This window comes from Streptomyces luteireticuli (genome assembly GCF_041519305.1).
GTDB classification, from domain to species: Bacteria; Actinomycetota; Actinomycetes; order Streptomycetales; family Streptomycetaceae; genus Streptomyces; species Streptomyces luteireticuli.
Genome location: NZ_CP167927.1, coordinates 7,617,240 through 7,641,839, shown reverse-complemented (window position 1 = coordinate 7,641,839; position 24,600 = coordinate 7,617,240). Strand labels below are relative to the sequence as shown.

Genomic DNA, 24,600 nt, shown 5'->3' with positions numbered 1-24,600 from the left:
GCGCGTCCTCCGACGACGAATCACCGAGGAACCGCGCCCCCTCGTCCTCGCGTTCTCCACACTGCCCCGGGAGGGGTGACGGCCCGTATGCAGGAGCTCCCGGTTCCCGATCTCGACGACCTCCGCTTCCAGCCACTGGTGGACGCGGCCAAGCACGCGCTGCCGTCCCGGTCGCCGTCCTGGACCGACCACAACGTCTCCGACCCCGGCGTCACACTGCTGGAGCTCTGCGCCGGGCGGGTGGACGCGCTGGTCTACCGGGCGAACCGGATGACGCCGGAGCAGCGGTCCCGGCTGCTGGCGCTGATGGGCGTCACGCCGATGGCGGCGGTGCCGTGCCGGGTCGTCGTCCGGTTCGCCGGGTCGGGCGCCGCGCGGCTCGTCCCCGCGGGGACCGAGCTGACCGTTCCCCGGGAGCGTCCGTTCGTGCTCCGTACGACGGCTCCGGTCCGGGTGCCCGCGTCCGGTCGCGCGACGGTCGTGGCCGTCGAGCGGCCGGAGACGGTCACCGAGGAGCTGGGGAAGTCCGACGGTACCCCGGGGCAGCGGTTCGCCCCGTCCCGCCGGCCCTGGAGTCCGGCCGCGGCCGCGCCCGTTCTCTCCCCGGTCACCGAGGTGACGGTGGACGGACAGGAGTGGCCGCCGGTCGCGTCGTTCGCCGGGGCCGGCCCGGAGACGCCCTGCTACTGGTGGGACGACGCCGTGGGGGACGTGGTGTTCGGCCCGCTCGTCCCCTTCGCCGGCGGGGAGCGGCGGTTGGGGGCGCTCCCGCCGTCCGGGGCGGCCGTACGCGTCGGCTACGCGGCCTTCCGGGGCGCGGGGGACGCCGTCTCCCCCGGTACGGAACTCGTCGGGGACGCCCCGCCGGCCGTGGTCGAGGAGGTGGTCGCGCCCGGCCGGGACGCGGAGGACTGGCGGCAGGCGCTGGAGCGGGCGGCGCTCGGACTGGCGCCGCCGCGGCGGGCGGTGACCGCCGCCGACCACGAACGGGTCCTCGCCGAGCGGGCGTTCACCGTCGCCCGCGTCCTGGTGCTGGACAGCGTGCGGCCGGAGGACCCCCGGGTGCCGGAGGCGCTGTGCCCGCCCGAACGGCCGGACACCGTCACAGCCTGTGCCGTCGCCGTGCGCGAGCCCGGCTGGGCTGTGCACTACTACCTGGACGCGTACGGCGACGTGGCGTTCCAGCGGGTGCCGCTGAGCCCGATCGCGCCTCCCAACGGCCAGGACGAGCCACCGGAGTTCGCCAGGACGCGTCTCGACGCCGTACTCCAACTGTCGGGAGACGGACCGAGGTTGTGGTTCTCCGGCGGGCATTGCGGCTGGACCGGCGACGCCGGTCCGCAGCCGATCGCGGACCACCTGCAGGGCGTGCCCGCCCCGTTCCACGAGGGCGTCGACGCCGTCGCCGCCCTCGCCTACGGCGGCGCCGACTACGAGGTGTTCCTCTTCCGCGACGACAGCTTCTACCACCGGCGGTTCACCTATCAGGGCAGCAAGCTGCAGCCCTCCGGCGGGCGCGGGGTGCGGTCCCTGATCGCCGAGTCCTTCCCCCATCTGTCCCCGCACTGCGCGCGGAGCCCCGACGCGGTCGTGACCCTGCACGGGGTCTTCCACTTCTTCAAGGGGCCCCGGACCGAGTCCACCCTGTGGCTCCCCGAGGACGCGGCGCTCCGCGTCCTGCTCGTCCCCCATCTGCCCGCCGACCCGGCGGAGCCGTTGCACGAGGCCGACCTGGCGGTGACCGACGCCATGCTGGAGGAGGTCGGCGGGCTGCTGGACGGCGCCCGGCTGCTGGGCGACCGCCTCCAGGTGGCCCCTCCCGATTACCGCCCCTTCGAGGCACACGCCAGGATCCGCGCCTGGGCCTCCACATCGCAGAGCACCGCGAAGGCGGCGGCCCGGCACGCGCTGTACCGGTACTTCCACCCCGTCTCCGGCGGTCCGGGCGGCACCGGCTGGCCCTGGGGCCGTCGCGTCCACGCCAGTGACGTCCTCGCGGCCCTGGAGGCGGTGCCGGAGGTCCGGACGGTCCTGGACGCGTCGGTGCACAGCGGCCGGGGCGGACAGGTCGTCGACGTTCCCGACAACGGGCTGGTGCTGCTGACCACCTGCGCGATCGATGTGACGGACTGAACTCCCGGAAGGAGAAGGTGTCATGACCGATTCCCCCCGGCCGCCGACACTGCCCGCCGTGTACGCCGGCGACCGCGTCGCCCACGCCTTCGCCGCCGGCATCGGCGCCGCCCTCGCGCCCTCGGAGGACTGCCTGGACCGGCTCGCCGAGGTCCTCGGCCCGTGGACGGCCCCTACCCCGTTCCTGGACTGGCTGGCGCACATCACCGGTGCCCGCGTCGAGCCCGACTGGACCGAGCTCCAGCGGAGGACGGCCGTCGCCCTCGCACCGTGGCTGGCCGCGCACCGCGGCACCAAGCGCGCGCTGCTGCGCGAAGCCCTGGAGATCTACGGCTGGACCCTCGACGTCCAGGACCTCGGGGGCGTCTTCACGGGTGACCGGCGCCCGCCCGCGGGCCGGATGCTGACCGTGACGCTCACCCTGCGCGGCGACGAGGACCGGCCGGCCGCGGAACGCCGGCTGACCCGGCTGGTGGCCGCCCACTGCCCCGCGCACCTGCCCTTCAAGACCGTGGTCACCGGCTGATCCGTCCCCAGGGAGCCCTTCACCATGACACTGCCGATCCCCGCCCACGACGGACGCGGCCGCGCGGACATCGTCGGCGACGCGGTCCGCGCGGTGCGCGCCGAACTCCCCGCCTGGACGGGCCGGAACCCCGCCGACCCGGGCCGGGCCCTGATCGAGTCGTGCGCCGACATGGCCGAGGCGCTGCGGGACCGGGTCAACCGTGCCCCCGACCGCCACCGGCTGGAGCTGCTGGGCCTGTTGGGGCCGCGGCCCTACCCGGCGGCGCCCGCCCGCACCGACGTGCTGTTCCAACTCGCGGCGCCCGCGCCCGAACCCGTGCACATCCCCGTGGGGCTGGAGGTGTCCACCAACCCTCCGCCCGGAGCGGGCGACCCGGTGGTCTTCAGCACCGTGGCCGAGGCCGTCGTCAATCCGTGCGTGCTGGTCGCGGCGGGCCGGTTCACACAGCGGGGCGCGGGGGGCGGCGTGGTGGAGGGGACACTCGTGGCGTTCGCCGGGAAGGCGAAGAGCGGTGGCGCGTTCGCCGGAGCGCCCTTCCACCTCAACCTCCCCTCCTACGAGGACGTGACGCCGGTCGACGACCGGCCGCCGGCCGCCCCCGCCGAGTACGTACTGGCCGTGCTCTCGGTCGCCGTCCCCGGCACCCGCATCGCCTTCGACATCACGCCGGACGCCGACGGCGTCTGGGAGGCGTGGCAGGGCACGCACTGGGCCGTGTGCCGGACGGCCGGCCGGACCGTCGGCCAGGACGGGCGGACCCGGGTCACGCTCGACGTACCCGTCACACACGCCCCCGCCCGGCTGCTCCTCGACCCGCCGGAGGACGGCGAGGCGGTCCGGCAGCTGCGCGACGTCGGCCTCGTCCGGCTCGCGCCACCGGGGACGGGTGTCCGTGAACTCGCCCTGGATCCCGCCCTGTCGGTGACCGTTCCGGTGGTGCAGGCCCACGTCGTCCCGGGCGAGGAGCTGGGCACCGCGACCGGGACTCCCGGTGAACGGCTGCGCTTCGCGCACCCGCCGATGCTGCGGGCCACCGACACCCTCGCGGTCGAGGCCACCGACGCGGGACGGACGTTCCGCTGGACGTATGTGCCCTCGCTCGCCGGATCGGGGCCCGACGACCGGCACTTCACCCTGGACACCCGCACCGGCGAGGCCGTGTTCGCCCCGGTCGTCGGGACGGGCAAGGGCGCCCGTCGGCACGGCGCGCCCCTGCCGACGGGGGCGACGGTCCGGGCCCGGCACTATCTGACCGGCGGAGGGGCCGGGGGCAACGTCCCCGCCCGCACCGTCACCGTGCTGCGCACCCCGCTGCCGTACGTGTCCGCCGTGACCAACCCCGCCCCCGCCACCGGCGGCACGGACGCCGAGACGCCCGCCGAGTACGCCCAACGGCTGCCCCTGGGCTCCCCGTTCCCGGAACGGGCGGTCACGCCGCGCGACTACGAGCAGCTGGCGCTGGCCGCCTCGGCCGGGATGGCCCGCATCCACCATGTGCGCACGGACGACGACGGGACGCTGGACCCGGCGCACAACTATGCCCCGGCCCAACCGGCCGAGACCACGCTCCACTTCGTCCTCGACGCGAGCACGCCGTCCCTGCCGCAGGACACCGAAGTCACCACGCGCGACGGTGGCGTGGTGTTCACCACCCAGGGACAGGCCACGAGGGCCGCCACCCGGATCGCCGGTGTGGCCCGGTTGTTCCCGGATCCCCGCGTCACCGGCGCCCGCGACGTCCTCGCCGCCGGCGACTACCTCGCGGAGGGGCCGGTCGGCGGCCCGTACCGCACCGGTGCCGGCGTCACCCTGGCACTCGTCCATCTTCCCGCGGACGTCGAGCTGAGCCAACTCGTCCTCTGGGCACGTCCGGACCGCACCGTCGCGGCGGAGGACCGGATCGCGCTCTCGGTCTTCCTCCCGCGCGCCGGCGTCCCGTGGTGGGACCCCGAGGTCCCGGCGGCCTACGCGTGCGATGCCCCCGCCGCCGTCGACGGCACCCCCCAGTTGTGGCACCCCGTCCGGCTGGGCGGCTCCCCCCGCTGGCGGCCCACGGTCGACCGGCCGGTCACCCGCGTGGACGACGCCGTGGCCCGCCGCGGGGACAACTACGGCTCCGGGGACGGCTTCTGGCTCGCCCTCCAGATCCGCGACCCGAAGGCCACGGACACCACCACGTACACGGTCGCGATCGACGACGGCGCGACCGGCCCGGTGCGCGCCCTGCAGTACGCGACCCGCACCGACGCCTCGGCCGAGACCGGCAGGGAGGAACCGGGCCAGGTGATCGCCCTCATGACCCCGCAGCTGTGCACCCCCCTCCCCACCACGGTCCTGGTCGGCGGCGAGGAGTGGTCCGTGCGGGAGTCCTTCGAGACATCCGGCGCGGACGACGCGCATGTGGTGCTGAACGCCGCCACCGGGCAGGTCCACTTCGGCCCCGCCGTCCGCGACAGCTCCGGGCGCACGGTCCAGCACGGCAGGATTCCGGAGGCGAACTCCCCGGTCACTGTGGCAAGTTATCGCTGCACGGCGGGTGCGAAGGGCAATGCCATCCCGGCGGACACGGCCTGGAACCGCCCCGACGGCGTCATATCGATCCGCAACACCGCCGTCGGCAAGGGCGCCGACGGCTTCACCGACACCAGTGGGGGTACCTTCCAGGCCGGGGTCCGGCTGAAGGTCGTCCCGTTCGTGACCGCCGACGAGCGCGGCTGGTTCCCCTTCCCGATGCTCATCCCCACGCAGGACGCGTGCGACACGGTCCAGCGCTCCCTGCGCGCGCTGCATCCGGCGGGCGTCCCGGTGTGGCTGGAGACGCCGCGCTACGTGGGCCTCCGCGGCGAGGCCCGGGTGGTGCCCGAGGACTATCTGACCGCGACGGAACGCGCCGCCCTGGCCATGGCCGCCGAACGCGCGCTGTACCGCTGGTTCAACCCGGTCGACGGCGGGCCCGACGGCAAGGGCTGGCCGCTGGGACGGCCGGTGTACACCGGCGAGGCGTACCGCGTCCTGGAGCGGGTGCAGGGCATCGCCCGCGTCGATTCCGTGGTGCTGCACGGCACCGACATGGATTCGGGGGCGGAGGTCGGGACCGCGTTGCGCATCGACTGCGGCGAGGAACAGACCGTCTACTCGGTCGAGCACCGCGTCGTCGTCGCCGAAACCCCCTGAACAGGAAGGCACTTCATGGACGGGTACCTCCTCGCCCTCGACCGGGCCTGCGACCGCCTCGTGACGGCCGGGTTCGCGGCGGACGGCACGCCGGTCACGCCGGCGCACATACCGGTGGGCAAGGGTCCCCGCGCGCTGGCGCTCGGCCCGGACGGCACCCACGCGTACGTCGCCTGCTACGACGACTACACCCTGTCCGTCGTCGTCACAGGCGGCGGGTCCACTGTGGTTCCCCTGCCGGGCGCGCCCTGCGCGGTGGCGGCCGGGCTCTTCGCCGGGCAGGTCTGCGTGGCGGCCTGGGCGGGCGACACGGTGCACGTCCTGGCGGAGGACGGGACCGGCCGTCGCGAAGTGCCCGTGGGCAAGGGGCCGTTCACGCTGGCGTCCGTCCCGGGGAGCCGATGGGTCTGCGTCGCGCACGACAAGGACGAGCAATCGGCCCGCCGGCTGTACGTCGTCGACGTCGGCGCACCGGGTGCGCCGAAGGCGGCCTCCGTCGCCCTGCCGGCGCCCGTCCGCGCGGTGGCCGTGTACCCGGACGGGGAGTTCGGTTACGCGCTGTGCGACGGGGCCGGCGTCGTGGTGGTGAACCTGGCCGGTGCCACGGCGACGACGCCCCACCCCGTCGGGCCCGGTCCCTGGACCGCCGCCGTCGGACACGGCCGGCTCTGGATCGCCGACCAGCAATCCGCCGAGCTGTGGGTGGCCGCGCTCGACGCCGGGACCGGAGAGCCGGGGGCCTTCACCGTTCTCCCGGTCGTCCGGCGCCCGTCGGCCGTGCTCCTCTCCCCGGACGGCACCCGGGCCCATGTCCTCGGCCGGACCACGGGCGTGCTCAGCACGGTCTCCCCGGCCGCGCCCGCCTCGCGTACGGACATCGCCGTCGGCGTACTGCCCTCGGGCCTCGCGACCGACAGCGCGGGCCGGTTCGCCTACATCACTGACCAGGCGACCGGGGAGATCCACACCCTCCGCATGGGGCCGGTGGTCATGGACGGCCGGATCGGCGTGGGCGACACCACCAGGCAGCCCTTCGCCACGGGTGTGACCCCCGACGGGCTGTGGGCGTGCACCACCGACGAGTCGGGCGCCCGCGTGGCCGTCGCCGATCTCACGGCGGGCACCCACAAGGGCACCGTCGACCTGCCGTCCGGGACGACAGCGTGGGGCATCGCCATGGGCCCCGACTTCGCCTGTGTCACCAGCCCGGGCACCGACCAGCTCCTCACGCTCCGCCCGAAGAGCGACTTCGGCGCCACGTCCACGGTGACGGTGAAGGCCACCGACCTGGCGAAGGACGCACACCCGCACGGCGTGACGGTCACCCCGGACGGCCGGTACGCCGTCACCGCCGACTCCGGCACCGGGTCCGCCTCCCGGATCGATCTGAGGGGCGGTTCGGGCACCATCCCCCAGGGGACCGTGCAGTGCGCCATACCGGTCGGGCTGGCGATCCGTGGCGACACCCTGTACGTCGCGGACTACGTGGACCAGACGTCGGACGTCCCCAAGGGGCAGATCGCCGTCCTCCGGCGGAACAGCTCGGGCTGGACCCACGACGGCTCCATCGACAAGGACCACGGCCACTTCACCGGTCCGCACGAGATCGCGCTCTCAGCGGAGGGCGACCACTTGTACGTCACGAACTACGACAGCGGCACCAACCGCCCGGACAGGGTGTCCATCCTCCAACGGAGCGGCAATAGCTGGGACTTCAGCGCGGGAATCCGACACAGCGAGGTCACCCAGCCGCACGGACTGGCCCTGTCCGGGAAAGGCCCCGGCGAAACGGCCAAGTTGTATGTGTCGAGCGCGGACAAGGGCAAAGTCGCCCAGTTCACCGTCACGGACAACTCCCAGGTGCAGTTCGACTGCTGGCTCACCATCGAGCACGGCCAGAACGAACACGTGCCCGCCTCCCTGGCCCTGTCACCGGACGGCGAGTTCCTGTACGCGACCCGGTACTCCGCGGGTCTGGTGTACGGAATCGCCGTCCCCCAGAGCTCGGACAAGCCGATGACCAAGGTGGAAGGAGTCGAGGCTCCGTGGGTGCGCAGCGTCTCGTGCCGCGGGAAAGACACCCTCCACTTGGTGACCGAGAAACGCGATGCCGCCGACGCGGGCCTCATCTCCGTCACCCTCGACGAATCGCGGCTCAAGGCGGCCCCGGTGCCGCAACCCCGGCAACCACTCCCCGACCATCCCTGGGTGATCGTGGCCGACCGTGACGACGAGACCCTCTACATCGCGGACTATCTACGGAAGGAGATCAGCGTGCTGGGCCACGGCGTCACGCCCATCCCCGTCAGGGCTTCCGACGACTCCCGCCCCTGGGAGGTGATCTGCACCCCGGACGGCCGCCACGCGTACGTCGCCGACCGTTCACCCAAAGCCCCTTCCGTGCACTGGGTTTCCCTCGCCACCGCGCAAAAGTCGGCCACGCTCCCCGTCGACGCGGACCCCGTGGCGGTCGCCTGCGCCCCGGACGGGCTGCGCGCCTATGTGGCCTGCGCCGGGGCGAAGACCGTCACCGTCCTCCGCCGGGGCCCCGAACTGACCGACGACTCCATCGGCACGGCCGACCCCGCCGTCCCCCTGTCCCTCGCGGTGCATCCCACGGCCCCGTACGCCTACCGCGTGGGGCAGGACGCGCTGTGCCCCGTCAAGCTGACCGGCGCCGACGACGGACGACAACTCCCCGTCCCGGGAGGGCCGTGCGATGTCGCGATCCATCCGGGCGGCGGGTTCGCCTACCTCCCCGGCACCGGGGATCAGGGCAAGCCCGTACTCCACGTCGTACGCCTGGAGAACCCCGCAACTCCCGCTCTAGGGGAGGCCGTTGCCCTGTCCGACGGACAGCAGACCCCAACCGCCCTCGCCCTGCACCCGCACGGCACCCACGGCTATGCGACGGGCACCCTGGGCGGCGCCGTCACGCTCTGGGCTCTCGCGGTCACCGCCCCCGAGAGGCCCACGGTGACCGATGCCTTCCCGGTCGGCCTCCCGCCTGTCCGAAGCCTGGCCATCGCCCCCGGCCATCTCTACGCCCTCACCGCCGAGGGGGCGGACGACGCGGTCCTGCACGTACTGGAGCTGTCCGCCCCACCGGACGCACCCCTCGAACGCCCCCGCGCAAAACTGTCGTTGCCCGGCCGCCCCCGGTCGGTCCGCGTGCACCCGCTCGGCGGCCACGCCTATGTCAGCACCGACGACAAGGGCGTCCACCTCCTCGACCTCACCGATCCCGCCCGTCCGCAGCTCGTCGGCACGGTGTCCGCCGACGCCGGGGCCGTCGCCTTCCGGCCCGACGGCTCCGGCGCGCTCCTCGGGCAGCAGGGTCGGCTCCGCGGCCTCGGCCTGGGCGCGCCGCAGGTGCTCCCGGGCGCCTGGCAGCTGCCCGGGACCTCAGCTCCCCGGCGCCTCCTCGTCTCCGCCGACGGCAGGTCGGTGTATGTGACCGACGAGAGCGGCGGCGACCTCCGCGTGCTCGACGCCGCGAGCGGCGCCGTCCGGCGCACCGTCCACGCGGGTACGGGGCTCGCGGGCCTCGCCCTGCGGCCGGGGACGACGGACCGGCGGCTGTACGTCGTGGACGCGGGCGCCCCGGCCCTCGTCGTGGCCGACATGGCCGAGCACGTTCCCGTCGGCACCGCCCCGGAGGTCGGCATCGACCTGCGGCAGGTCCGCATCACGAAGGGAACCTCCGCGTGATCGACGTCGTCGACAGGGCGCTGTGCAAGCGCGTGCAGGAGGACCTCCGTTACCCGGAGACCTACACCATCGAGTTCCGCCCGCCGTCCGGTGGCACGGCACCCGGCGGAACCATCGGCACGGAGACCGTCGGGATCTATCTCCACGACATCCGCGAGGATCTCGACCGGCGGATGACCGGGCTCGTCCACCGCTATGGCCCGCTCCCCGGCTCCGACAGGCCGGCAAAGCTGGCCCACCACGACCCGCCCCGCTACACCCGGCTGTCCTACCTGCTCACGGCCTGGGCCCCGGACCCCATGACGTCCCACCGGATGCTGGGCGAGCTGCTGACCGGACTGTCCACGGACCGCGAGTTCGAGCTCGAACTGCCCGAGGAACTGGAGGAGATGGGCCTGGTGGCGCGGTTGGAGATCGGATCGCCGCCCGTGGATGACCGGGCCGTCCAGGAGCTGTGGTCGGCCGTCGGCCACAGGCTCGTCCCCGCCCTCCACGTCACGGTGATCGTCCCACTGCTGAGCTTCGCCCCCGAGCGCTACAAGGACCACGTCCGCTTGCCCCTCGTCCTCGGCGTCGAGCTGCCCCGCGCGGACCCACCCCCGGTCTGGGACAACTGGCCGCCGCAGCCGGACGGGGAGCCGCTGCCGTGACCACGACCCCGGTTCGTCCGCCCACCCCCGCCGACACCCTCCTCGCCCGGCTCGACCTCCTCCGCCACCGGGTCCGGCGGGCGGTGGCCGCCCGCGCGGAGGGCGATCCGCAGCCGCTGGACGACCCGTTCCGCGGCCTGTACATCTCCGACGACCTGGCGCCGCACCTGCTGCGCACCGTCCCGGCGCCACTGCCGCCGGACGAGACCGAGCAGCGGGCCGCCGAGGAGCTGGAGGCCGCCGAACGGGCCGGTGCCGCATCGCCGTTGCGGGACCTCTCCCTCTCCCCGCTGGAGAGGGACCTCCTGCTGGTGGCCCTCGCCCCCGACCTCGACCCCGCCTACGAGCGCTGCTACGGCTACCTCAACGACGACGTCACCCTCCGCAGGGCCACCGTCGGCCTGGCCCTGCATCTGTGCGGGCTGCACCCCGGCGACCCGCGCGGGCGCGCGGCCCTGGACCCCGCCAGACCGCTCCGCGCCCGCGGCCTGCTGGAGGTGGAGAACGCCGAACGCCCTTACCTGACACGCTCCCTGCGCGTCCCCGACCATGTGACGGACCACCTGCTGGGCCTCGCCGCGCCGCCGCCCCCACCGGACCCCTCGCGCCGCCTGGCCCGCCGGATCGTCCCCGCCGTGGGATGGGACGACCTGGTCCTGCCCGATCGCTCCCGCGCGCTGCTGCGCGACCTCGTCCGCCGGGTCCGGCACCGCGAACGCGTCCTCGGCGACTGGCGGATGCGCCCCGGCGGCGGGCGGGGCCGGGGCGTCGGCGCCCTGTTCAGCGGTCCGTCGGGGACGGGCAAGACGCTCGCCGCCGAAGTCGTCGCCGCGGACCTGGGGCTGGAGCTGCGCGTCGTCGATCTCTCCGCCGTCGTCGACAAGTACATCGGCGAGACCGAGAAGCACCTCGAACTCCTCTTCTCCGGGATCGATCCCGCCCGCACGGCCCTCCTCTTCGACGAGGCGGACGGCGTCTTCGGCAAGCGGTCCCGGCCCGTCGACGCGCACGACCGGTACGCCAACACCACGACCGCGTACCTGCTCCAACGCCTGGAGTCCTACGACGGCCTCACCGTCCTGACAACCAATGTGCACGACCACATCGACTCCGCGTTCCTGCGCCGGCTCGACCTGGTCGTCCCCTTCGGCCTGCCCAGCGCGGAGCAGCGCCGGGCGCTGTGGGACCGCTGTCTGGGCCCCGCCCTGCCCCGCTCCCCGGAGCTCGATCTGGGGCTGCTGGCGGACGCGTTCGAACTGCCCGGCGGTGCGATTCGCTGCTGTGCGCTGACGGCGGCCTACCGGGCGGCGGAGACGGGCCGCCCGGTGGGCACCGGCGATCTGCTGGACGCCGTGCGCGACGAATACGTCAAGCTGGGGCGCTACTTCGACGAGTCGGTGCTGCCGCCGGGCTGAGTCAGCCCTGGGCCCCGGCGAGTACGGCGCGGGTCGGGGGCAGGACGAACACGGCCTTGCCCATGTACTCCGTGGACGGGTCGTTCGGCGGCGTGCCGGTCGGGTTGGACGCGGGGAGCATGGGTGTGAAGACCAGGTCGACCGGGCCGCCGTCGAGGACGACCTCGGTGCCATGATTGGTGCGGGCATGGCGGGAGCGGTGAGCGGGCGTCAGGCGCAGCCGTGCCTCACCCGCGCCGAAGACGGGATAGGCCGGCGTCGAGTACGAGAGGTAGATCCTCAGCTCTTCGATGTCGTCCGGTACGCACGCGGGTTGGTGTTCCACCAGGAATCCGGCGGAGCCCGGCAGCGGGGTGGGGATCGGGATGAGCGTCCCCGGCAGGTCAGGAGTCGGCTTCGTCGAGAGGATCGGCGCCTGGGGGATGACGAGGTCGCCTGCGCGTAACAGTCGGGGCATGGGGAGTCCTCGTGGCGGACGGTCCCTCCGGCCCCGCCGGAGCGGGGCCGGAGGGCGAGCCGTCAGCTGGTCCGGCCGGACTGTCCGGCGATCTGGGTGATGGTGAAGTGCACGAACTCGGCGGGACGTACAGGCGCCACACCGATGTCGCAGATGACCTTGCCCTCGTCCATGGTCTCGGGCTTGTTGTTGGTGTCGTCGCAGATCACGTAGAACGCCTCGTCGGGTGTACGGCCGGCGAGCGCGCCCTGGCGCCACTGGTCGGTGAGGAACGACGACACCGCGTGCCGCAACGTCGCCCACAACCGCTCGTCGTTCGGCTCGAACACCGCCCACGTCGACGACTGACGGATCGAATCCGAGAGATACGACACCAGACGACGGACGTTGAGGTACTTCCAGTCACGGGTGGTCGACCGTGTGCGGGCACCCCAGACGAGCAGGCCCCGGTCCGGGAACGCCCGCAGGCAGTTGACACCCTTCGCGTTCAACTCCCCGTGCTCGTCGTCCGTGAGAAGGGTGCCGAGTTTGAGGACGCCGCGCAGGTTCTGGTTGGCCGGAGCCTTGAAGATGCCGCGTTCGGCGTCGGTGCGCGCCCAGACTCCCGCGATGTGGCCGCAGGGCGGGACGGTGCGCTCCTGGGCGTTGACGCCCGGCACCGTGACCCACGGGTAGTACAGAGTGGTGAAGGCGGCGGCGTCGTCGGACGAGCCGAATTTTCCGGCGAACTCCTGCATTTTGCCCGGGTTCAGGCCGGGCGGGGGGTCGAGGATCGCCAGCCGGTTGCGCAGCGCGGTGCAGTGGGTCAGCACCTCGTCCATCCTGACCTTGCCCTGATCCGGGTCGGGCTGGACCACCGTGGTAGAGACGGCCGTGGTCATGTCCCACAGGCTGGGCACAGCCACCATGGTGACCTCTGGGACGGTCTCCAGTCCGGCCAGGCCCGTCCGCTCGTCCTGCTTCCCCCTGAGGTCCTCGGGAGACACGGCGTCCTTCGGGCTGGTGAAGCCCACCACATAGCAGGTCCGTCCGCCGTTGGCGAAGAATCCGTAGACCGCCTCGGCCAAGAGGAAGCAGCGCTCCAGCGTACGGATGATGACCGGGTCGCTCGCCTCCGCGAGTTCCTCGGCGATCCCCGCCATGTCGTAGCGTGCGGCGAACTCCCGCCAGCTCCCGATCTTCTGCGGTAACTTGCGGTCCGCCTCGGTGAACGGCTTCAGCGTCTCGTTCGGATCTTCCTTGATGGATACCTTCGTGTAGCCGAGAAACGCCGGGACCGAGGTGCTCGCCCCGGTGATCGTGCGTACGCCGCTGGGGAGTTCCTTGACGAAGACCCCGGGTGGGTTCGGGTTGGGCATCTGCGCTCCTTGAGTGATGGTGGCGTGGCTACTCGACGCTGATGTCCTCGTAGGTGATGGTCACCTGCTCCGTCGCGGGTCCGGACTCCGAGGCGCCCAGCGACGGCCCTTCCCAGCGCGATGCCCAGGCGTTGCTGAGGTGGATGCGGCGGACGGTCTGCTTCTTGGCGTCCTTGAGGGCGATGGTGATGTTCTGCCGGGCGGCGTCGAGGTCGGCGTTGACGAGCGTCGCCTTGATCCAGTCGGTGAAGGCGGTGCTCTTGTCCATGCCGCGGGTGATGGTGATCTCGCCCGACTTACGGGACCCGGGTTGTTTGCGTACGAGGAGTTCGCCTGTCGGGGACACCTGTCGGACCTCGACCACGTCCTGCTCCAACTGGAGCCCCGAGACGCTCTGGACGGTCTCCACCTGGAACTTCCCGAGTTCGACGGCGAAGGTGCTGCTGCTGAAGCTGTCACCGGTCAACATGGGCGGCGTCTCCTCGCTCAGCTGGTCTGGCCGGGCTGGCCGGCGATCTGGGTGATGGTGAAGTGCACGAACTCGGCGGGGCGCACGGGCGCCACACCGATGTCGCAGATGACCTTGCCCTCGTCGATGCTGTCCTGCCTGTTGTTGGTGGCGTCGCAGATCACATAGAACGCGTCTTCGGGCTTGTGGCCGACGAGGGCGCCCTGGCGCCACTGGTCGGTGAGGAACGACGAGACCGCGTGCCGCAACGTCGCCCACAACCGCTCGTCGTTCGGCTCGAACACCGCCCACGTCGACGACTGACGGATCGAATCCGAGAGGAAGGACACCAGGCGACGGACGTTGAGGTACTTCCAGTCACGACTGCTCGACCGGGTCCGGGCACCCCACACCAGCAGCCCCCGGTCGGGGAACACCCGTAGGCAGTTGACGCCCTTCGCGTTCAGCTCCCCGTTCTGCCCGTCCGTGAGGACGGTCGGGACGGAGAGGACGCCGCGGAGGTTCTGGTTGGCGGGGGCCTTGAAGACACCGCGTTCGGCGTCGGTGCGCGCCCAGACTCCCGCGATGTGGCCGCACGGCGGCACGGTGCGGGGCACACCGTTCAGCCCGGGGACGTCGAGCCAGGGGTAGTACAGGGTGGTGAACTCGGCGTCCGTGCTGTCGTGAGATGCCAATCCCTCTGCGAACGCGCCGGCTTCGGACGGCTTTTTGCCCGGCGGTGGTTCCACGATCGCCAGCCGGTTGCGCATCTTCAGACAGTGCGCCACGACAGCGTCGATGACCACCTTCCCGTCCGCCGGGTTCTGGCTCTTCGTCCAGAGGTCCGGTACGGCGACCATGTGGACGTCCGGGACGGTCAGCAGTCCGGTGAGGCCGAGTTGGACCTCGGTCTTGAGGTCGGCTCCGTGGTCGAGGGCGACGATGTAGCACTTGGTCCCACCGTTGGCGAAGAAACCGTAGACCGCCTCGGCGAGGGCGTACTGCTGCCCGGCCTCCAGATTCTTCTTGACCTCGGTGAGCTCAAGATGGCGTGCGATCACGGGCCACCAGGACTTGCCCTTGCTCTCCCAGCCCTTGTACTCCGAGAGGTCCTGGACCTTCCCATCGGTCTCGTCGACGAACGCCTTCTCATCGTCGGAGATTTTATGGCCTGTCCCCAGCACCTCCTTCAGCGCGACGAAACGCGCATATGTGGCACCGTCAGGGATGTGATCAGGAACGGCCTGGCCCATGAGGGACCAGGTCGCGTCCTGGAAAGCGTCCCTGCGCTCGTTCAAGACCGCCAGCGCCTCGTCGACCTCCTTCAGCGTCAGCCCGGAGCGGAAGTGGAACGCGTCCACGTACTCGTTCCAACTCCGCACGGGCTGCGGCGTACTGCCGGTTTCGGGCCGGACGACCGGGTAGCCGAGGAAGGCGGGCGTGGAAGTGCCCGCGCCGGTGATGATCCGTAATCCGCTGGGGACTTCCTTGACATAGACCCCGGGCGCGGAGAGTTCTGGCGTCATATGACTCTGCCCTTCGCGAGGCGTCGGATGCACCTCCGGACAGCTGTACCCGCACCGGCGCACCACGGCGCACTACCACCTCATGGAAACCCCAAACCGCTCTTCCGAGTGAAATCACCACATGCCCAGGTGAGTTGCCCGCTTCACTTGCTGTCGGCAAGGGGGTGGTGTCCAGCGGCAGTTGACGAGTGACGCTGCACAGTCGAACGCGCCGGGGACACCTGGCACACCCGGGTGCACAACGACGGACCGGACATCGCCCCCGCCGACCGGGAGCGGATCTTCGAGCACCTCACCCGGCTCGACGAGTCCCGCAGCCGCGACGCCGGCGGAAGCGGCCCGAGGCCGGTCGCCGCCCGCCACGGCGCCGGCTCCCCTCCGATGACAATCCGCCCGGCACCGGGACCGTGTTCGCCCCGAACCTCTCCCCGGCCTGAACCTGCCCCCGGACCTGAACCCACCCGGACCCGAGCAGCCGTCCACCGTCCCGGATACTGGGACCATGCAGACGATCTCCCTGGACACCCAGGCCGACGAGCACCTGAAGCGTGCAGCAACTGCCCCTTCCGGACGCAGCGCAACCACCATCTACGCCGGTCACGAGCACGGGCTGCGGCACACCCTCCTCGCCCTGACCGCCGGCTCCGACCTCGCCGAGCACGACAACCCCGGTGACGCGACCGTTCTGGTACTGCGCGGACATGTGCGGCTCACCGAGGGCGACACCTCCTGGGAGGGCCGGGCCGGTGACCTGATCCCCGTTCCTCCGGCCCGCCACAGCCTCGACGCGATCGAGGACTCGGCGGTGCTCCTCACCCTCACCAAGCGCGGCTGAACAGCGCATCGAGCCGGGCAACACGACGGCCGGGGCGGCAGCGCGGCAGCCGATGTTGGTGCCGGTGCGCCGCCGTGCCGGGCGACCGGTCCGCCGAAGCCTGACGCAAGCCCTGACGCAAGCTCGGTGTGACGGACGGTCCGGCCGTTCCCGTCCGTGACGCGATCAGCGCGGGAACTCCGGTTGAGGAGACCCGGGACGGCATCCGTCGGTGAACTCACCGACTGATGCGGTGACCGCGGTCGGGCGGACGCCATGCTCCCCGGAAGCGCCTGCGGACAGCTCGGCCGTCGCGTGCTCCTGCCACAGCCGGTGGGCGTGGACGGCCTGGCCGTTGTGGCAGGTGCCGTTGCCGCACAACCCCTCTGCGGGATCGTAGGGGAGATCAGGGCCGCGCCATCCGCACGCACACCCGGGGACGAGAGCCACGGGCTGCTCGGCCGGGGCCCCGGGAACGGGGCCGCCCCAGGCGCCGCCGAAGGCCGCGGAGGAATCGGCGAACCGCCGCTCGTACCGCGCGTGTTCGGAGGTGAAAGCCGGGATCGTGCCATCGGCAAGACGGCCGAGGACGAACCCGCCGTGCCGGATGTCCTCGTCGCTGCCGAGGAGCCACATCACGGCGTCGGCCGTCCGTCGTACGGTGCGGCTTTCCTGCTCGGGCTCAGAGGCCGGAGCCAGTACACCGACGGCGGCCAATGCCTCGGTCAGGGCTTGGTGGGCGGCGTCCGCACCGAGCAGGGCCCCGTTGCGGACGGCCACGGCGGTAAGCCGGTCATACGCGCGCTCGTACTCGTCGGGAGTGAGAGTCCGGGCCTCTTCTGTCGTCACGTCTTGGCTCCTTGTCACAAGGCCAACCCTGCAGCACTCCCCACCGAACGCAAAACGATCCCCGGGAGCGGACCACCTCCCGACCGCCCCGGCTCAGATCCACCGCGTCTCGCTGACGACGTGGGGACGGACGTCCGTCGGCACACCCGCCCCGACCACCCAGCTTGCCGGGGAGGGAAACTGCCCGTCTTCCCGGTTGCCACGACCGACGAGTCGGCGTTGCCGGAAGTCCTGGCGGAACTTGCGACTGCCCAGGGACGGGAGGGACGCCGGCACCATCAACCGGGAGCTGCCCACCGCGCGCAACCCGCGCGTCCCTGTATCCCGTCCGCCAACTGGCAACGGTCGCCACAAAGCGGGTGGGCTACGGGGGAGTTGACGTGCCCGCGCCCCAGTCGCCCCCTCCCCCGGCCCGTTCGAGGGCGGTCCCGACGCAGAGCAGGGCACAGTTGCGGCCATCACCGACGAGGAGCGCACTTTCCGGCGGGACTCCGGCCTTTCGAATGCCGATACCCCATACCGCATTCATATGAGCAAGGATTCTCACGCGACCCGGAATGCAGGAAGCAGGCACAGACGGACCCACTCACACATGGCGCGACACCCGGGGCCGATTTCCGGCCAACAGTCCCTGGTTCAAGATTCAACGGTTAACGCGGAGCGATCAACCGTGCGCTATATTCAATGAGGCGCCGCGTTCGTGAAGGAACGTCAGACCGACGTTCACGCGAAACGCGTGGGTGTGCTGTATTTCACGCACCCCGAAAGCAGGCCTCGGGCCACCCATCCCCGCTGAGCCTCGCGCCCATGCAGTGTCTTCGTCGACCCTAGGCAAGGCCATATGTCCGTCCACCCGCTATCGGACCTCATAGCACTCCCCCGCAGTAACTCCCCTTCTCCGCGCCGACTTCCCCGCGCGTCTTCCCCTCCCTCTTCCCCTGCACGGGAACTGCCCGGCCTTCCCCGCCGCGCCCCGCAGGGCCGGTGTCATCACCGGTGCCCCCGCGTTTTCTCGTTCCCTACGTGAGGAATGCCGAGAGTTCCGCTCCCGGAACCACGAATCGCACGAGACCGCGGCCACACGCGGCCGCATTCCTCATTCTCTCCATCTCACTCGGCGCCTACGGGGGCGCCCTCATTCCGGTTGGCGGAAGATGAATAGCAAGGGAACAATCCCTCCTGTAGACGCTGTCGATACGGGTATAAAGCCCGTCGACACCGAAAGCCCTTCACCCGAAGACGCCGGAGTTCCGGACCGACGTCGCCCGTTGTTGCTGCGCAACCACCATTTCGCCCGGATGTGGGGGGCGCAGTTGCTCAGCCAGAGCGCCACGCGCATGTACCAGATGGGTGTCATGTGGTGGATTCTCGGCGAGGTCACGGCCGGCGAGCGCGGCCTGGCGTCCGGGATCCTGCTGGCGTGCGCGGCACTGCCGCCCGTGCTGTGCGCCCCGTTGATAGCCCGTGCCATCGCCCGGCACCCCAGTCGCAGCGTGCTGCGGTCGTCGGTGTCCGCCGCAGCCGTGCTGGCCGCCGCGATCGCCGCCTGTGCCGCGTCGGCGGACCTGCCGATGCTCGCCGTCTATCCGGTGATGCTGGGCCTGGCCGCCTGTCAGGCGCTCTTCGACCCGTGTCTGTCCAAGTCCGTACCGGAATTGGTCGACGACGCGGACATCGAGGACGCCACCGCCTTCGAGCAGTCGACGTTCTCCCTGGTGGGCATGGCGGGCGCGCTGCTCGGCGCCGCGCTGGTCGAACTCGTCGGCCTGGCGGGCGTGGCGGCCGCCGGAGCGCTGGCCTACCTGGGCGCGGCCCTGCTGGTGACCCGGGCCCGTTTCACGCCCCTCGAAGGTGCGGACGACGAGGAGGCGCAAGGGGGTCTGGGCCGTACGTGGCGGATGCTGGCCGATCTGCCCTTCATCCGCCTGGCCTTGATCTGCTTCGCTGCTGCCAACTTCTTCATCAACGCGACCTTCCTGGTCCTGCCGCTGTACACCAAGAACGTCCTGGACGGTCCGGCCCTCACCCTGGGTCTGCTGGAGGGCTCCCTCTGGCTGGGCATGCTCCTGGGCATTTTCACCGGCGGTCGTCTGCCGGGTCACCCGGGCCACATCGGCGCCGCCTGCATCGCCCTGTTCGGCGCCGCCCTCGTCCTGCCCGGACTCGTCGCCGACCGCGAGCTGTTCGTGGTGTGCCTGGTCGTCGCGGGCTGGGCGGTCGGGGCCACGAACGTGGTGTTCGTGGCGCTGTTCCAGCGCAGCGTGCCGGCCGCGGCCAGGCCGGCGTTCTTCGCCGCGATGCTCGCGCTGCTGGGGGCGAGCTTCCCGCTGGCCGCCCTGGTCTTCGGCCTGATCGGCGACGTGGTGTCGGCCCGGACGCTGTGCCTGACCCAGGCCGTGGGCCTGCTGCCGGTCGCCGCGGTCCTCTTCGCCCGCGCCCGGTCCTCGGCCCGCGCCTCGGCTCCGTCCGACGCCCGCTGAACCCGGCTTCGGCCTTCTTCTTCGACTCTTCGACTTCTTCGACTTCGACGCATGACTTCGATGAACGGAGCTCCTGTGACCCAATCTCAATTACTGCCCCGGACCGGCGGGCGCGGCACCGTGCTGATCGACACCGCCGAAGCCCGCGACGTGGCCGCGCTCCGTCAGCTGTACTTCGCCGTGTACGGCCCTTCCTACCCCCTGCGCCTGGGCACCGACCCGGCCGCGATGACGGCCGCGCTCGAAGCGCCCGGCGTGCGGTGGCTGGTCGCCCGGGACGCCGGGAGCGGCGACGTCGTCGGCTCGGCCGTGCTGCGCGGTGACCTGGCCGCGCGGATCGGCAAGGTCGAGGGCCTCGCCGTGCACCCCGGCCACGCGGGCGCGGGCATCGCCCGGGCCCTGCTGTCCGGACTGTGCGAGGAGGCCTTCGGCCCCCACGGCGTACTGGATTCGGTGTACGCCACCGCCCGCTGCGTCTCCCCCGTGCCCCAACGGGCCCTGATGCGGCAGGGTTTCCGGCCGCTGGGACTCCTGCCGGGAGCGGTGGAGCTGCGCAGCCGGGAGACGCTGGCCCTGGTGATCCGGCACCGTGACGGGGTGCTGGACCGGCGCGCGCCGGTCCGTGAAGTGCCCGAGCAGATCGTGCCGTTGCTGGAGGCGGCCGACCGCGCCGCGGGGCCCCTCGGTTTCACCGGTGTCCGGCCGCGACCGGCTCCCCGGCGGGCGTGCCCGCGGCCGGAGGCGGAGCCGATCGAGGTGATCCAGGCGACCGGCTTCGTACGGCGCCGTTACGCGCAGCACGCCTGCGGCGGGGTGCCGTCGCTGCCGCTGAGCCCGCCCAATGTGCTGCTCACCCCGGAGGACGGCCGGTTCGAGGCCTACGGGGTGATCGACCGGGAGGGCGGCTGCGGCACGCTGCTCGACGTCGCCCCCTCCACCGCGCCGCTGGGCGAGGCGCTCGGCGACGTCGTGCACGCCATGGCCGAGCACGGCGCCGCGTACGTCGAGACGCTGCTGCCGCTGGCCGACCACGAGCGTCTGGAGCACTACCTGGCGCACGGCTTCGTCCCCAGCGCGCTGTACCCGGCGATGCGGCACGAGAACGGGACGTGGCACGACCACGTGCTCCTCGCGTACGCCTCCGGCCGCCCGGACTTCCGCGCCCTGGACGCCGACGCCGCGTTCGCCCCCTACGTGGAGCAGTACAGCCGGTCCTGGACCGCCACCTACCTCAACACCTTCACCCCGGAGCCCCCTCGATGACCACACCCGAAACGGCCCCGACGGCCCCGACGGCCCCGCACGAGAAGTACTTCGCCCCCTTGCCGGTGCCCGACGCCGGGCGCCTGCCGCACCTGCAGCAACTGGGCGACCTCCGTACCCCGTACGCGACCGGTCCCGACATCGACGCCCTGTTCGCCCAGGCCCTCACCGAGGTCAACACCTGGCACGCCGAGCGTTCCGACTTCTACGGCAGTGTCTGGCGCGCCCACGGCGAGCCCGAACTGCGCACCGCCGCCGACGCGGCCCGACTGCCCCTGACCCACGCCAACTTCTTCAAGACGCATGTGGTCAAGTCCATCCCGGACGAGGACATCGCCGCGCACTTCACCTCCTCCGGAACCACCGGCCAGAAGTCGCAGATGTTCTTCGACTCCTGGTCGATCGGCTCGGTGATGCGCATGGCCGCCTTCGTCCTGGACCACTACGGCTTCGTCACCCCCGGCCAGCCCGCCAACTACCTGCTCTACAGCTACCAGCCCGCCGACGGCCTCAAGCTCGGCACCGCCTTCACCGACGACTTCCTGTGCGACATGGCTCCGGTCAACGAGCGGGCCTACGCCCTGCGCGCGGTCGGCGACGAGCACGTCTTCGATCCCTTCGGCTGCGTCGAGACCCTTGTGCGCTATGCCGAACAGGACCTGCCGGTCCGCCTGTTGGGCTTCCCTTCGTTCCTCTGGTTCACCCTGGAGCGGATGCGCGCCCTGGGCATTCCGCCGCTGAAGCTGCGCGCGGATTCGTTCGTCTATCTCGGTGGCGGCTGGAAGGGGCACGCGGGCCGCCAGATCGGCAAGACGGAGCTGTACGACCGGATCGAGGAGCAACTGGGCATCCCCCACGAGCGGGTGCGCGACAGCTACGGCGCGGTCGAGCACGGCGTCACCTACGCCGAATGCGCCCGGCACCGCCTGCACGCCCCGGTCTGGTCGCGGATCTTCTCCCGGAACGTGGCGACGCTCGACCCGCTGCCGTACGGCGAACAGGGCTATCTGCACTGCGTCTCGCCGTTCATGACCTCCGTGCCCGTGCACAGCGTGCTCATGGGGGATCTGGTCTCCGTCCACCCCGGCTCCGCGTGCGGCTGCGGTCTGGAGACCGACTGGTTCGAGATCCACGGCCGGGCCGGCACCAGCACCAACCGCAGCTGCGCCGTCGCCGCTGCCGAACTCATGAAGGGAGCGGCGTGATGGCCGAGCTCAAGGACCATCTGTGGCAGGGGCGTTGGATCGACGACGCCGAGGCCGGAAAGCTGCTGGCCGAGCTGCCGTCTCTGGTCGGTGAGGAGTTGGCGCGGCCGCTGCCCGCCCGTCAGGTCGTCGCCGCCTGCGAGCGGCTCTCCCGTCTCCTGTCCGACGCGGAGAGCGCCGTCCACCGGCGTCTGTTCGCGCGCCTCGTCGAGGACGGTTCGGACGAGGCGTCGGCCCGGCAGAGCATCGCGGAGATAGCGGAGTTCCTGAGCCGTGACGGGCTGGAGCGCAAGCTGCGCGTCGAGCTGGGCGGCACCGACCCGGAGAGCCTGCGGCGCGCCGACTTCCGTACCCCGGTGTTCGAGTCCTGGGCGCCGGTGGGCCTGCTGACGCACGTCACCGCCGGCAACGACCCCATCGTCGGCGTCTTCAGCGCGGTCGAGGGGCTCCTCGCCGGCAACGTCAACGTGCTCAAGACCAGTGGCGGCGGCTCGCTGTTCACCCATCTGATCCTCGAGGCGCTGGGCGAGCAGGACCCGGACGGGACCGTCGCCTCCCGGCTGATCGTGCTGCGCTTCTCCTCGGCCCGCACCGACTGGCTCCGGCTCCTGTGCGCCCCGGCGGACGCGGTCGCCGTCTGGGGCGGCGAGGAGGCCGTCAGCGGCGTCTCCGAGCACGTGCCGGCCGGCTGCCGTCTGATCACCTGGGGCCACCGCATCTCCTTCGCCTATCTGACCGCCGACGCCTGGGCCGACGAGGAGGTGCTCGACGGCGTCGCGGACAGCGTCTGCCGCCTGGACCAACAGGCCTGCTCCAGCCCCCAGGTGGTCTACCTCGACACCGACGACCGCACGCAACTGGCTGCATTCGCCGAGCGGTTGGGCACCGCCCTGGACCGGCGCGGCGCCGCCTTCCCGGCCATGCCGCCCGGTGTGGCCGAGCAGGCGGAGATCACCACCACGCTCCTGGTCGCCCGCAGCGAGGAGCATCTCGGCCTCACCAGGACGTACGGCGGCACCGCCGACGCCTGGCGCATCCTGGTCGACCACCGCTCCGCCCTGCGCGCCTCGCCCCTCTACCGCACGGTGTGGGTCAAGCCCCTGCCGCGCGAGCAGCTGACCGCCACGCTGCGGCCGATGCGCCGCTATCTGCAGACCGCCGGGCTGGCCGCCGCCCGCACCGACGTGCCCGAGCTGGCCGAGCGGCTGTTCACCGCGGGCGTGCTGCGCGTCACCCCGGTCGGGTCGATGCTGGACAGCTACCCGGGCGAGCCGCACGACGGCCTCTATCCGCTGCAGCGCTACAGCCGCCGCGTCAGCGTCCGCCTGGACGAGCGCTTCGCGCACGACACCCGCCTGGACGACCTGCATCCGCGCGCCGCGGCAGGCCCCGCGGCCTGGCAGCGGCCCTCCGCCGCTCGACCGGTGATGACCAAGGCCGACGTTCAGCGGCTCAACCCGGACGTCCCGGCCGACAAGCAGCAGTTGCACATCTGCAGCGGCGGCAGCAGCGGCAGCCCGGCCCTGGCCGTGCACTCCTACGCCGACTGGACGACCCAGCTGCGGCGCGGCGGCGAGGGCCTGGTCGCCGCCGGGTTCGACGTGCGCACCGACCGCGTGGCCAACCTGCTGTTCGCCGGCGGCATGTACGGCAGTTTCCTGTACGGCAACGGCCTCCTGGAGGAGATCGGCGCGACCCAGCTGCCGGTCGCCGGGAGCACGGACTACGAGCGCGACGCGGCCGTCCTGATCCGGCACCGCGCGAACACGATCCTCGCCATGCCCTCGTACGTCCGGCAGTTGTTCCAGCACGCGGGCGACACCCTGCGCGCCTACGGCGGCATCCGGAAGGTCTTCTACGGCGGTGAGCACTTCGGCGCCGAGCAACGCCGCCACCTGGCCGAGGAGTTCGGCATCGAGGTGATCCGCGGCTTCGCCTACGGCGGCAGCGACCTGGGCACCATGGGCCACCAGTGCGAGCATGCCGAAGGCTCCGTCTACCACCTCTTCAACGACCTGTTCACCCTGGAGATCCTCGGGATCGACAGCACCGAGCCGGTGGCCCCCGGGGAGACCGGACGGATCGTCTTCACCCCGCACACCCGCAGTGCTCCCGACATCTCCCGCTACGAACAGGGGGACTTGGGCCGCTGGGTGGAGGGGGTGTGCGAGTGCGGCCGCACGACGCCACGCTTCGAACTGCTCGGCCGCACCGGCGATGTGATCCGCACCGGCACCTACTTCCTCAACTACCGCCGGTTCTCCCGCATCGCCGAGGAGCACCTCGGCTACGGCGGCGAGCTGCAGATGCTCGTCGAACCGGGGGCCGCACGGGAAAGGGTCGTCCTGCGCATGACCGGCACGGACACCGACCAGGCCGCCGCGGCCTTCCTCGCCCACTACCCGGAGCTCCACGCGGCCGTCACCGAGGAGCGCCTGCTCGACCTGCGGGTCGACGCGGTCGGCCGGGACGGCTACGAACGCGCCGCCAGCAGCGGCAAGTTGCGCACGGTCATCGACCGGCGGACGGGCGTCTGACCCGCCGTCACCCCCGGCGCCGCCCCTCGCGGGCGGCGCCGGGGGCGACGA

At 72.0% G+C, this 24,600-nt stretch carries 16 protein-coding genes; 11 read left to right on the top strand and 5 right to left on the bottom strand.

All coding sequences use genetic code 11. From position 1 onward, the window contains the following. The first annotated feature begins 87 nt into the window (after positions 1-87). Genes AB8735_RS34350 through AB8735_RS34325 form a run of 6 tightly spaced genes read left to right on the top strand, consistent with a single transcriptional unit; the run spans position 88 to position 11,612 of the window. A complete protein-coding gene (locus AB8735_RS34350) occupies positions 88-2,133 on the top strand; it encodes a hypothetical protein (RefSeq protein ID WP_372411550.1) in 2,046 nt (681 codons plus the stop codon). 22 nt (positions 2,134-2,155) lie between these two features. Next, the gene (locus tag AB8735_RS34345) at positions 2,156-2,659 is read left to right on the top strand and encodes a phage tail protein (protein WP_344020596.1); all 504 of its coding nucleotides are present in this window, start codon (positions 2,156-2,158) and stop codon (positions 2,657-2,659) included. A gap of 24 nt (positions 2,660-2,683) precedes the next feature. Further along, positions 2,684-5,836 carry a putative baseplate assembly protein gene (locus AB8735_RS34340; RefSeq protein ID WP_372411549.1) on the top strand — a complete coding sequence of 1,051 codons (3,153 nt, stop codon included), beginning with the start codon at positions 2,684-2,686 and terminating at the stop codon, positions 5,834-5,836. Positions 5,837-5,851: 15 nt separating this feature from the next. Then, the gene (locus AB8735_RS34335; protein ID WP_372411548.1) at positions 5,852-9,547 is read left to right on the top strand and encodes a hypothetical protein; all 3,696 of its coding nucleotides are present in this window, start codon (positions 5,852-5,854) and stop codon (positions 9,545-9,547) included. Beyond that, positions 9,544-10,197 (top strand): Pvc16 family protein, encoded by a 654-nt coding sequence (locus tag AB8735_RS34330; protein WP_372411547.1) that lies wholly within the window; start codon positions 9,544-9,546, stop codon positions 10,195-10,197. Before AB8735_RS34335 ends, AB8735_RS34330 begins: the two co-directional genes overlap by 4 nt. Then, a complete protein-coding gene (locus AB8735_RS34325) occupies positions 10,194-11,612 on the top strand; it encodes an ATP-binding protein (RefSeq protein WP_372411546.1) in 1,419 nt (472 codons plus the stop codon). Before AB8735_RS34330 ends, AB8735_RS34325 begins: the two co-directional genes overlap by 4 nt. 1 nt (position 11,613) lies before the next feature. Here AB8735_RS34325 and AB8735_RS34320 read toward each other — a convergent pair whose 3' ends face one another. From AB8735_RS34320 to AB8735_RS34305, 4 genes are all read right to left on the bottom strand, one after another. Further along, positions 11,614-12,069: a hypothetical protein gene (locus AB8735_RS34320; protein WP_372411545.1), complete on the bottom strand. Its 456-nt coding sequence runs from the start codon at positions 12,067-12,069 to the stop codon at positions 11,614-11,616. 62 nt (positions 12,070-12,131) lie between these two features. After that, entirely contained in the window at positions 12,132-13,427 is a 1,296-nt protein-coding gene (locus tag AB8735_RS34315; RefSeq protein WP_372411544.1) for a phage tail sheath family protein, read from the bottom strand. 28 nt (positions 13,428-13,455) lie between these two features. After that, positions 13,456-13,896 (bottom strand): phage tail protein, encoded by a 441-nt coding sequence (locus AB8735_RS34310; RefSeq protein ID WP_372411543.1) that lies wholly within the window; start codon positions 13,894-13,896, stop codon positions 13,456-13,458. A gap of 17 nt (positions 13,897-13,913) precedes the next feature. Then, positions 13,914-15,401: a phage tail sheath family protein gene (locus tag AB8735_RS34305; RefSeq protein WP_372411542.1), complete on the bottom strand. Its 1,488-nt coding sequence runs from the start codon at positions 15,399-15,401 to the stop codon at positions 13,914-13,916. A 502-nt stretch (positions 15,402-15,903) separates the two neighbouring features. Between AB8735_RS34305 and AB8735_RS34300 the strand changes: the two genes are divergently transcribed. Then, the gene (locus AB8735_RS34300; RefSeq protein WP_372411541.1) at positions 15,904-16,236 is read left to right on the top strand and encodes a cupin domain-containing protein; all 333 of its coding nucleotides are present in this window, start codon (positions 15,904-15,906) and stop codon (positions 16,234-16,236) included. A 165-nt stretch (positions 16,237-16,401) separates the two neighbouring features. On the opposite strand, the gene AB8735_RS34295 is transcribed toward AB8735_RS34300, so the two are convergent. Continuing rightward, complete coding sequence (locus tag AB8735_RS34295) at positions 16,402-17,064, bottom strand: hypothetical protein (RefSeq protein ID WP_372411540.1); 663 nt, start codon at positions 17,062-17,064, stop codon at positions 16,402-16,404. 1,268 nt (positions 17,065-18,332) lie between these two features. Here AB8735_RS34295 and AB8735_RS34290 point away from each other — a divergent pair. The 4 genes from AB8735_RS34290 (at position 18,333) to AB8735_RS34275 (ending at position 24,549) form a co-directional block, all read left to right on the top strand. After that, the gene (locus AB8735_RS34290; RefSeq protein WP_372411539.1) at positions 18,333-19,544 is read left to right on the top strand and encodes an MFS transporter; all 1,212 of its coding nucleotides are present in this window, start codon (positions 18,333-18,335) and stop codon (positions 19,542-19,544) included. A gap of 75 nt (positions 19,545-19,619) precedes the next feature. Next, a complete protein-coding gene (locus AB8735_RS34285; protein ID WP_372411538.1) occupies positions 19,620-20,807 on the top strand; it encodes a GNAT family N-acetyltransferase in 1,188 nt (395 codons plus the stop codon). Beyond that, the gene (locus AB8735_RS34280; protein WP_372411537.1) at positions 20,804-22,012 is read left to right on the top strand and encodes an acyl-protein synthase; all 1,209 of its coding nucleotides are present in this window, start codon (positions 20,804-20,806) and stop codon (positions 22,010-22,012) included. The genes AB8735_RS34285 and AB8735_RS34280 overlap by 4 nt, the downstream gene beginning before the upstream one ends. Continuing rightward, a complete protein-coding gene (locus tag AB8735_RS34275; RefSeq protein ID WP_372411536.1) occupies positions 22,012-24,549 on the top strand; it encodes an acyl-CoA reductase in 2,538 nt (845 codons plus the stop codon). Before AB8735_RS34280 ends, AB8735_RS34275 begins: the two co-directional genes overlap by 1 nt. The last annotated feature ends 51 nt before the right edge of the window (positions 24,550-24,600 follow it).

What these genes read in the sequence shown, in the direction of transcription:
- AB8735_RS34350 (WP_372411550.1), top strand. Translation starts at nt 88, where the DNA reads ATGCAGGAGCTCCCGGTTCCCGATCTCGACGACCTCCGCTTCCAGCCA.
- AB8735_RS34345 (WP_344020596.1), top strand. Translation starts at nt 2,156, where the DNA reads ATGACCGATTCCCCCCGGCCGCCGACACTGCCCGCCGTGTACGCCGGC.
- AB8735_RS34340 (WP_372411549.1), top strand. Translation starts at nt 2,684, where the DNA reads ATGACACTGCCGATCCCCGCCCACGACGGACGCGGCCGCGCGGACATC.
- AB8735_RS34335 (WP_372411548.1), top strand. Translation starts at nt 5,852, where the DNA reads ATGGACGGGTACCTCCTCGCCCTCGACCGGGCCTGCGACCGCCTCGTG.
- AB8735_RS34320 (WP_372411545.1), bottom strand. Translation starts at nt 12,069, where the DNA reads ATGCCCCGACTGTTACGCGCAGGCGACCTCGTCATCCCCCAGGCGCCG.
- AB8735_RS34315 (WP_372411544.1), bottom strand. Translation starts at nt 13,427, where the DNA reads ATGCCCAACCCGAACCCACCCGGGGTCTTCGTCAAGGAACTCCCCAGC.
- AB8735_RS34310 (WP_372411543.1), bottom strand. Translation starts at nt 13,896, where the DNA reads ATGTTGACCGGTGACAGCTTCAGCAGCAGCACCTTCGCCGTCGAACTC.
- AB8735_RS34305 (WP_372411542.1), bottom strand. Translation starts at nt 15,401, where the DNA reads ATGACGCCAGAACTCTCCGCGCCCGGGGTCTATGTCAAGGAAGTCCCC.
- AB8735_RS34300 (WP_372411541.1), top strand. Translation starts at nt 15,904, where the DNA reads ATGCAGACGATCTCCCTGGACACCCAGGCCGACGAGCACCTGAAGCGT.
- AB8735_RS34280 (WP_372411537.1), top strand. Translation starts at nt 20,804, where the DNA reads ATGACCACACCCGAAACGGCCCCGACGGCCCCGACGGCCCCGCACGAG.
- AB8735_RS34275 (WP_372411536.1), top strand. Translation starts at nt 22,012, where the DNA reads ATGGCCGAGCTCAAGGACCATCTGTGGCAGGGGCGTTGGATCGACGAC.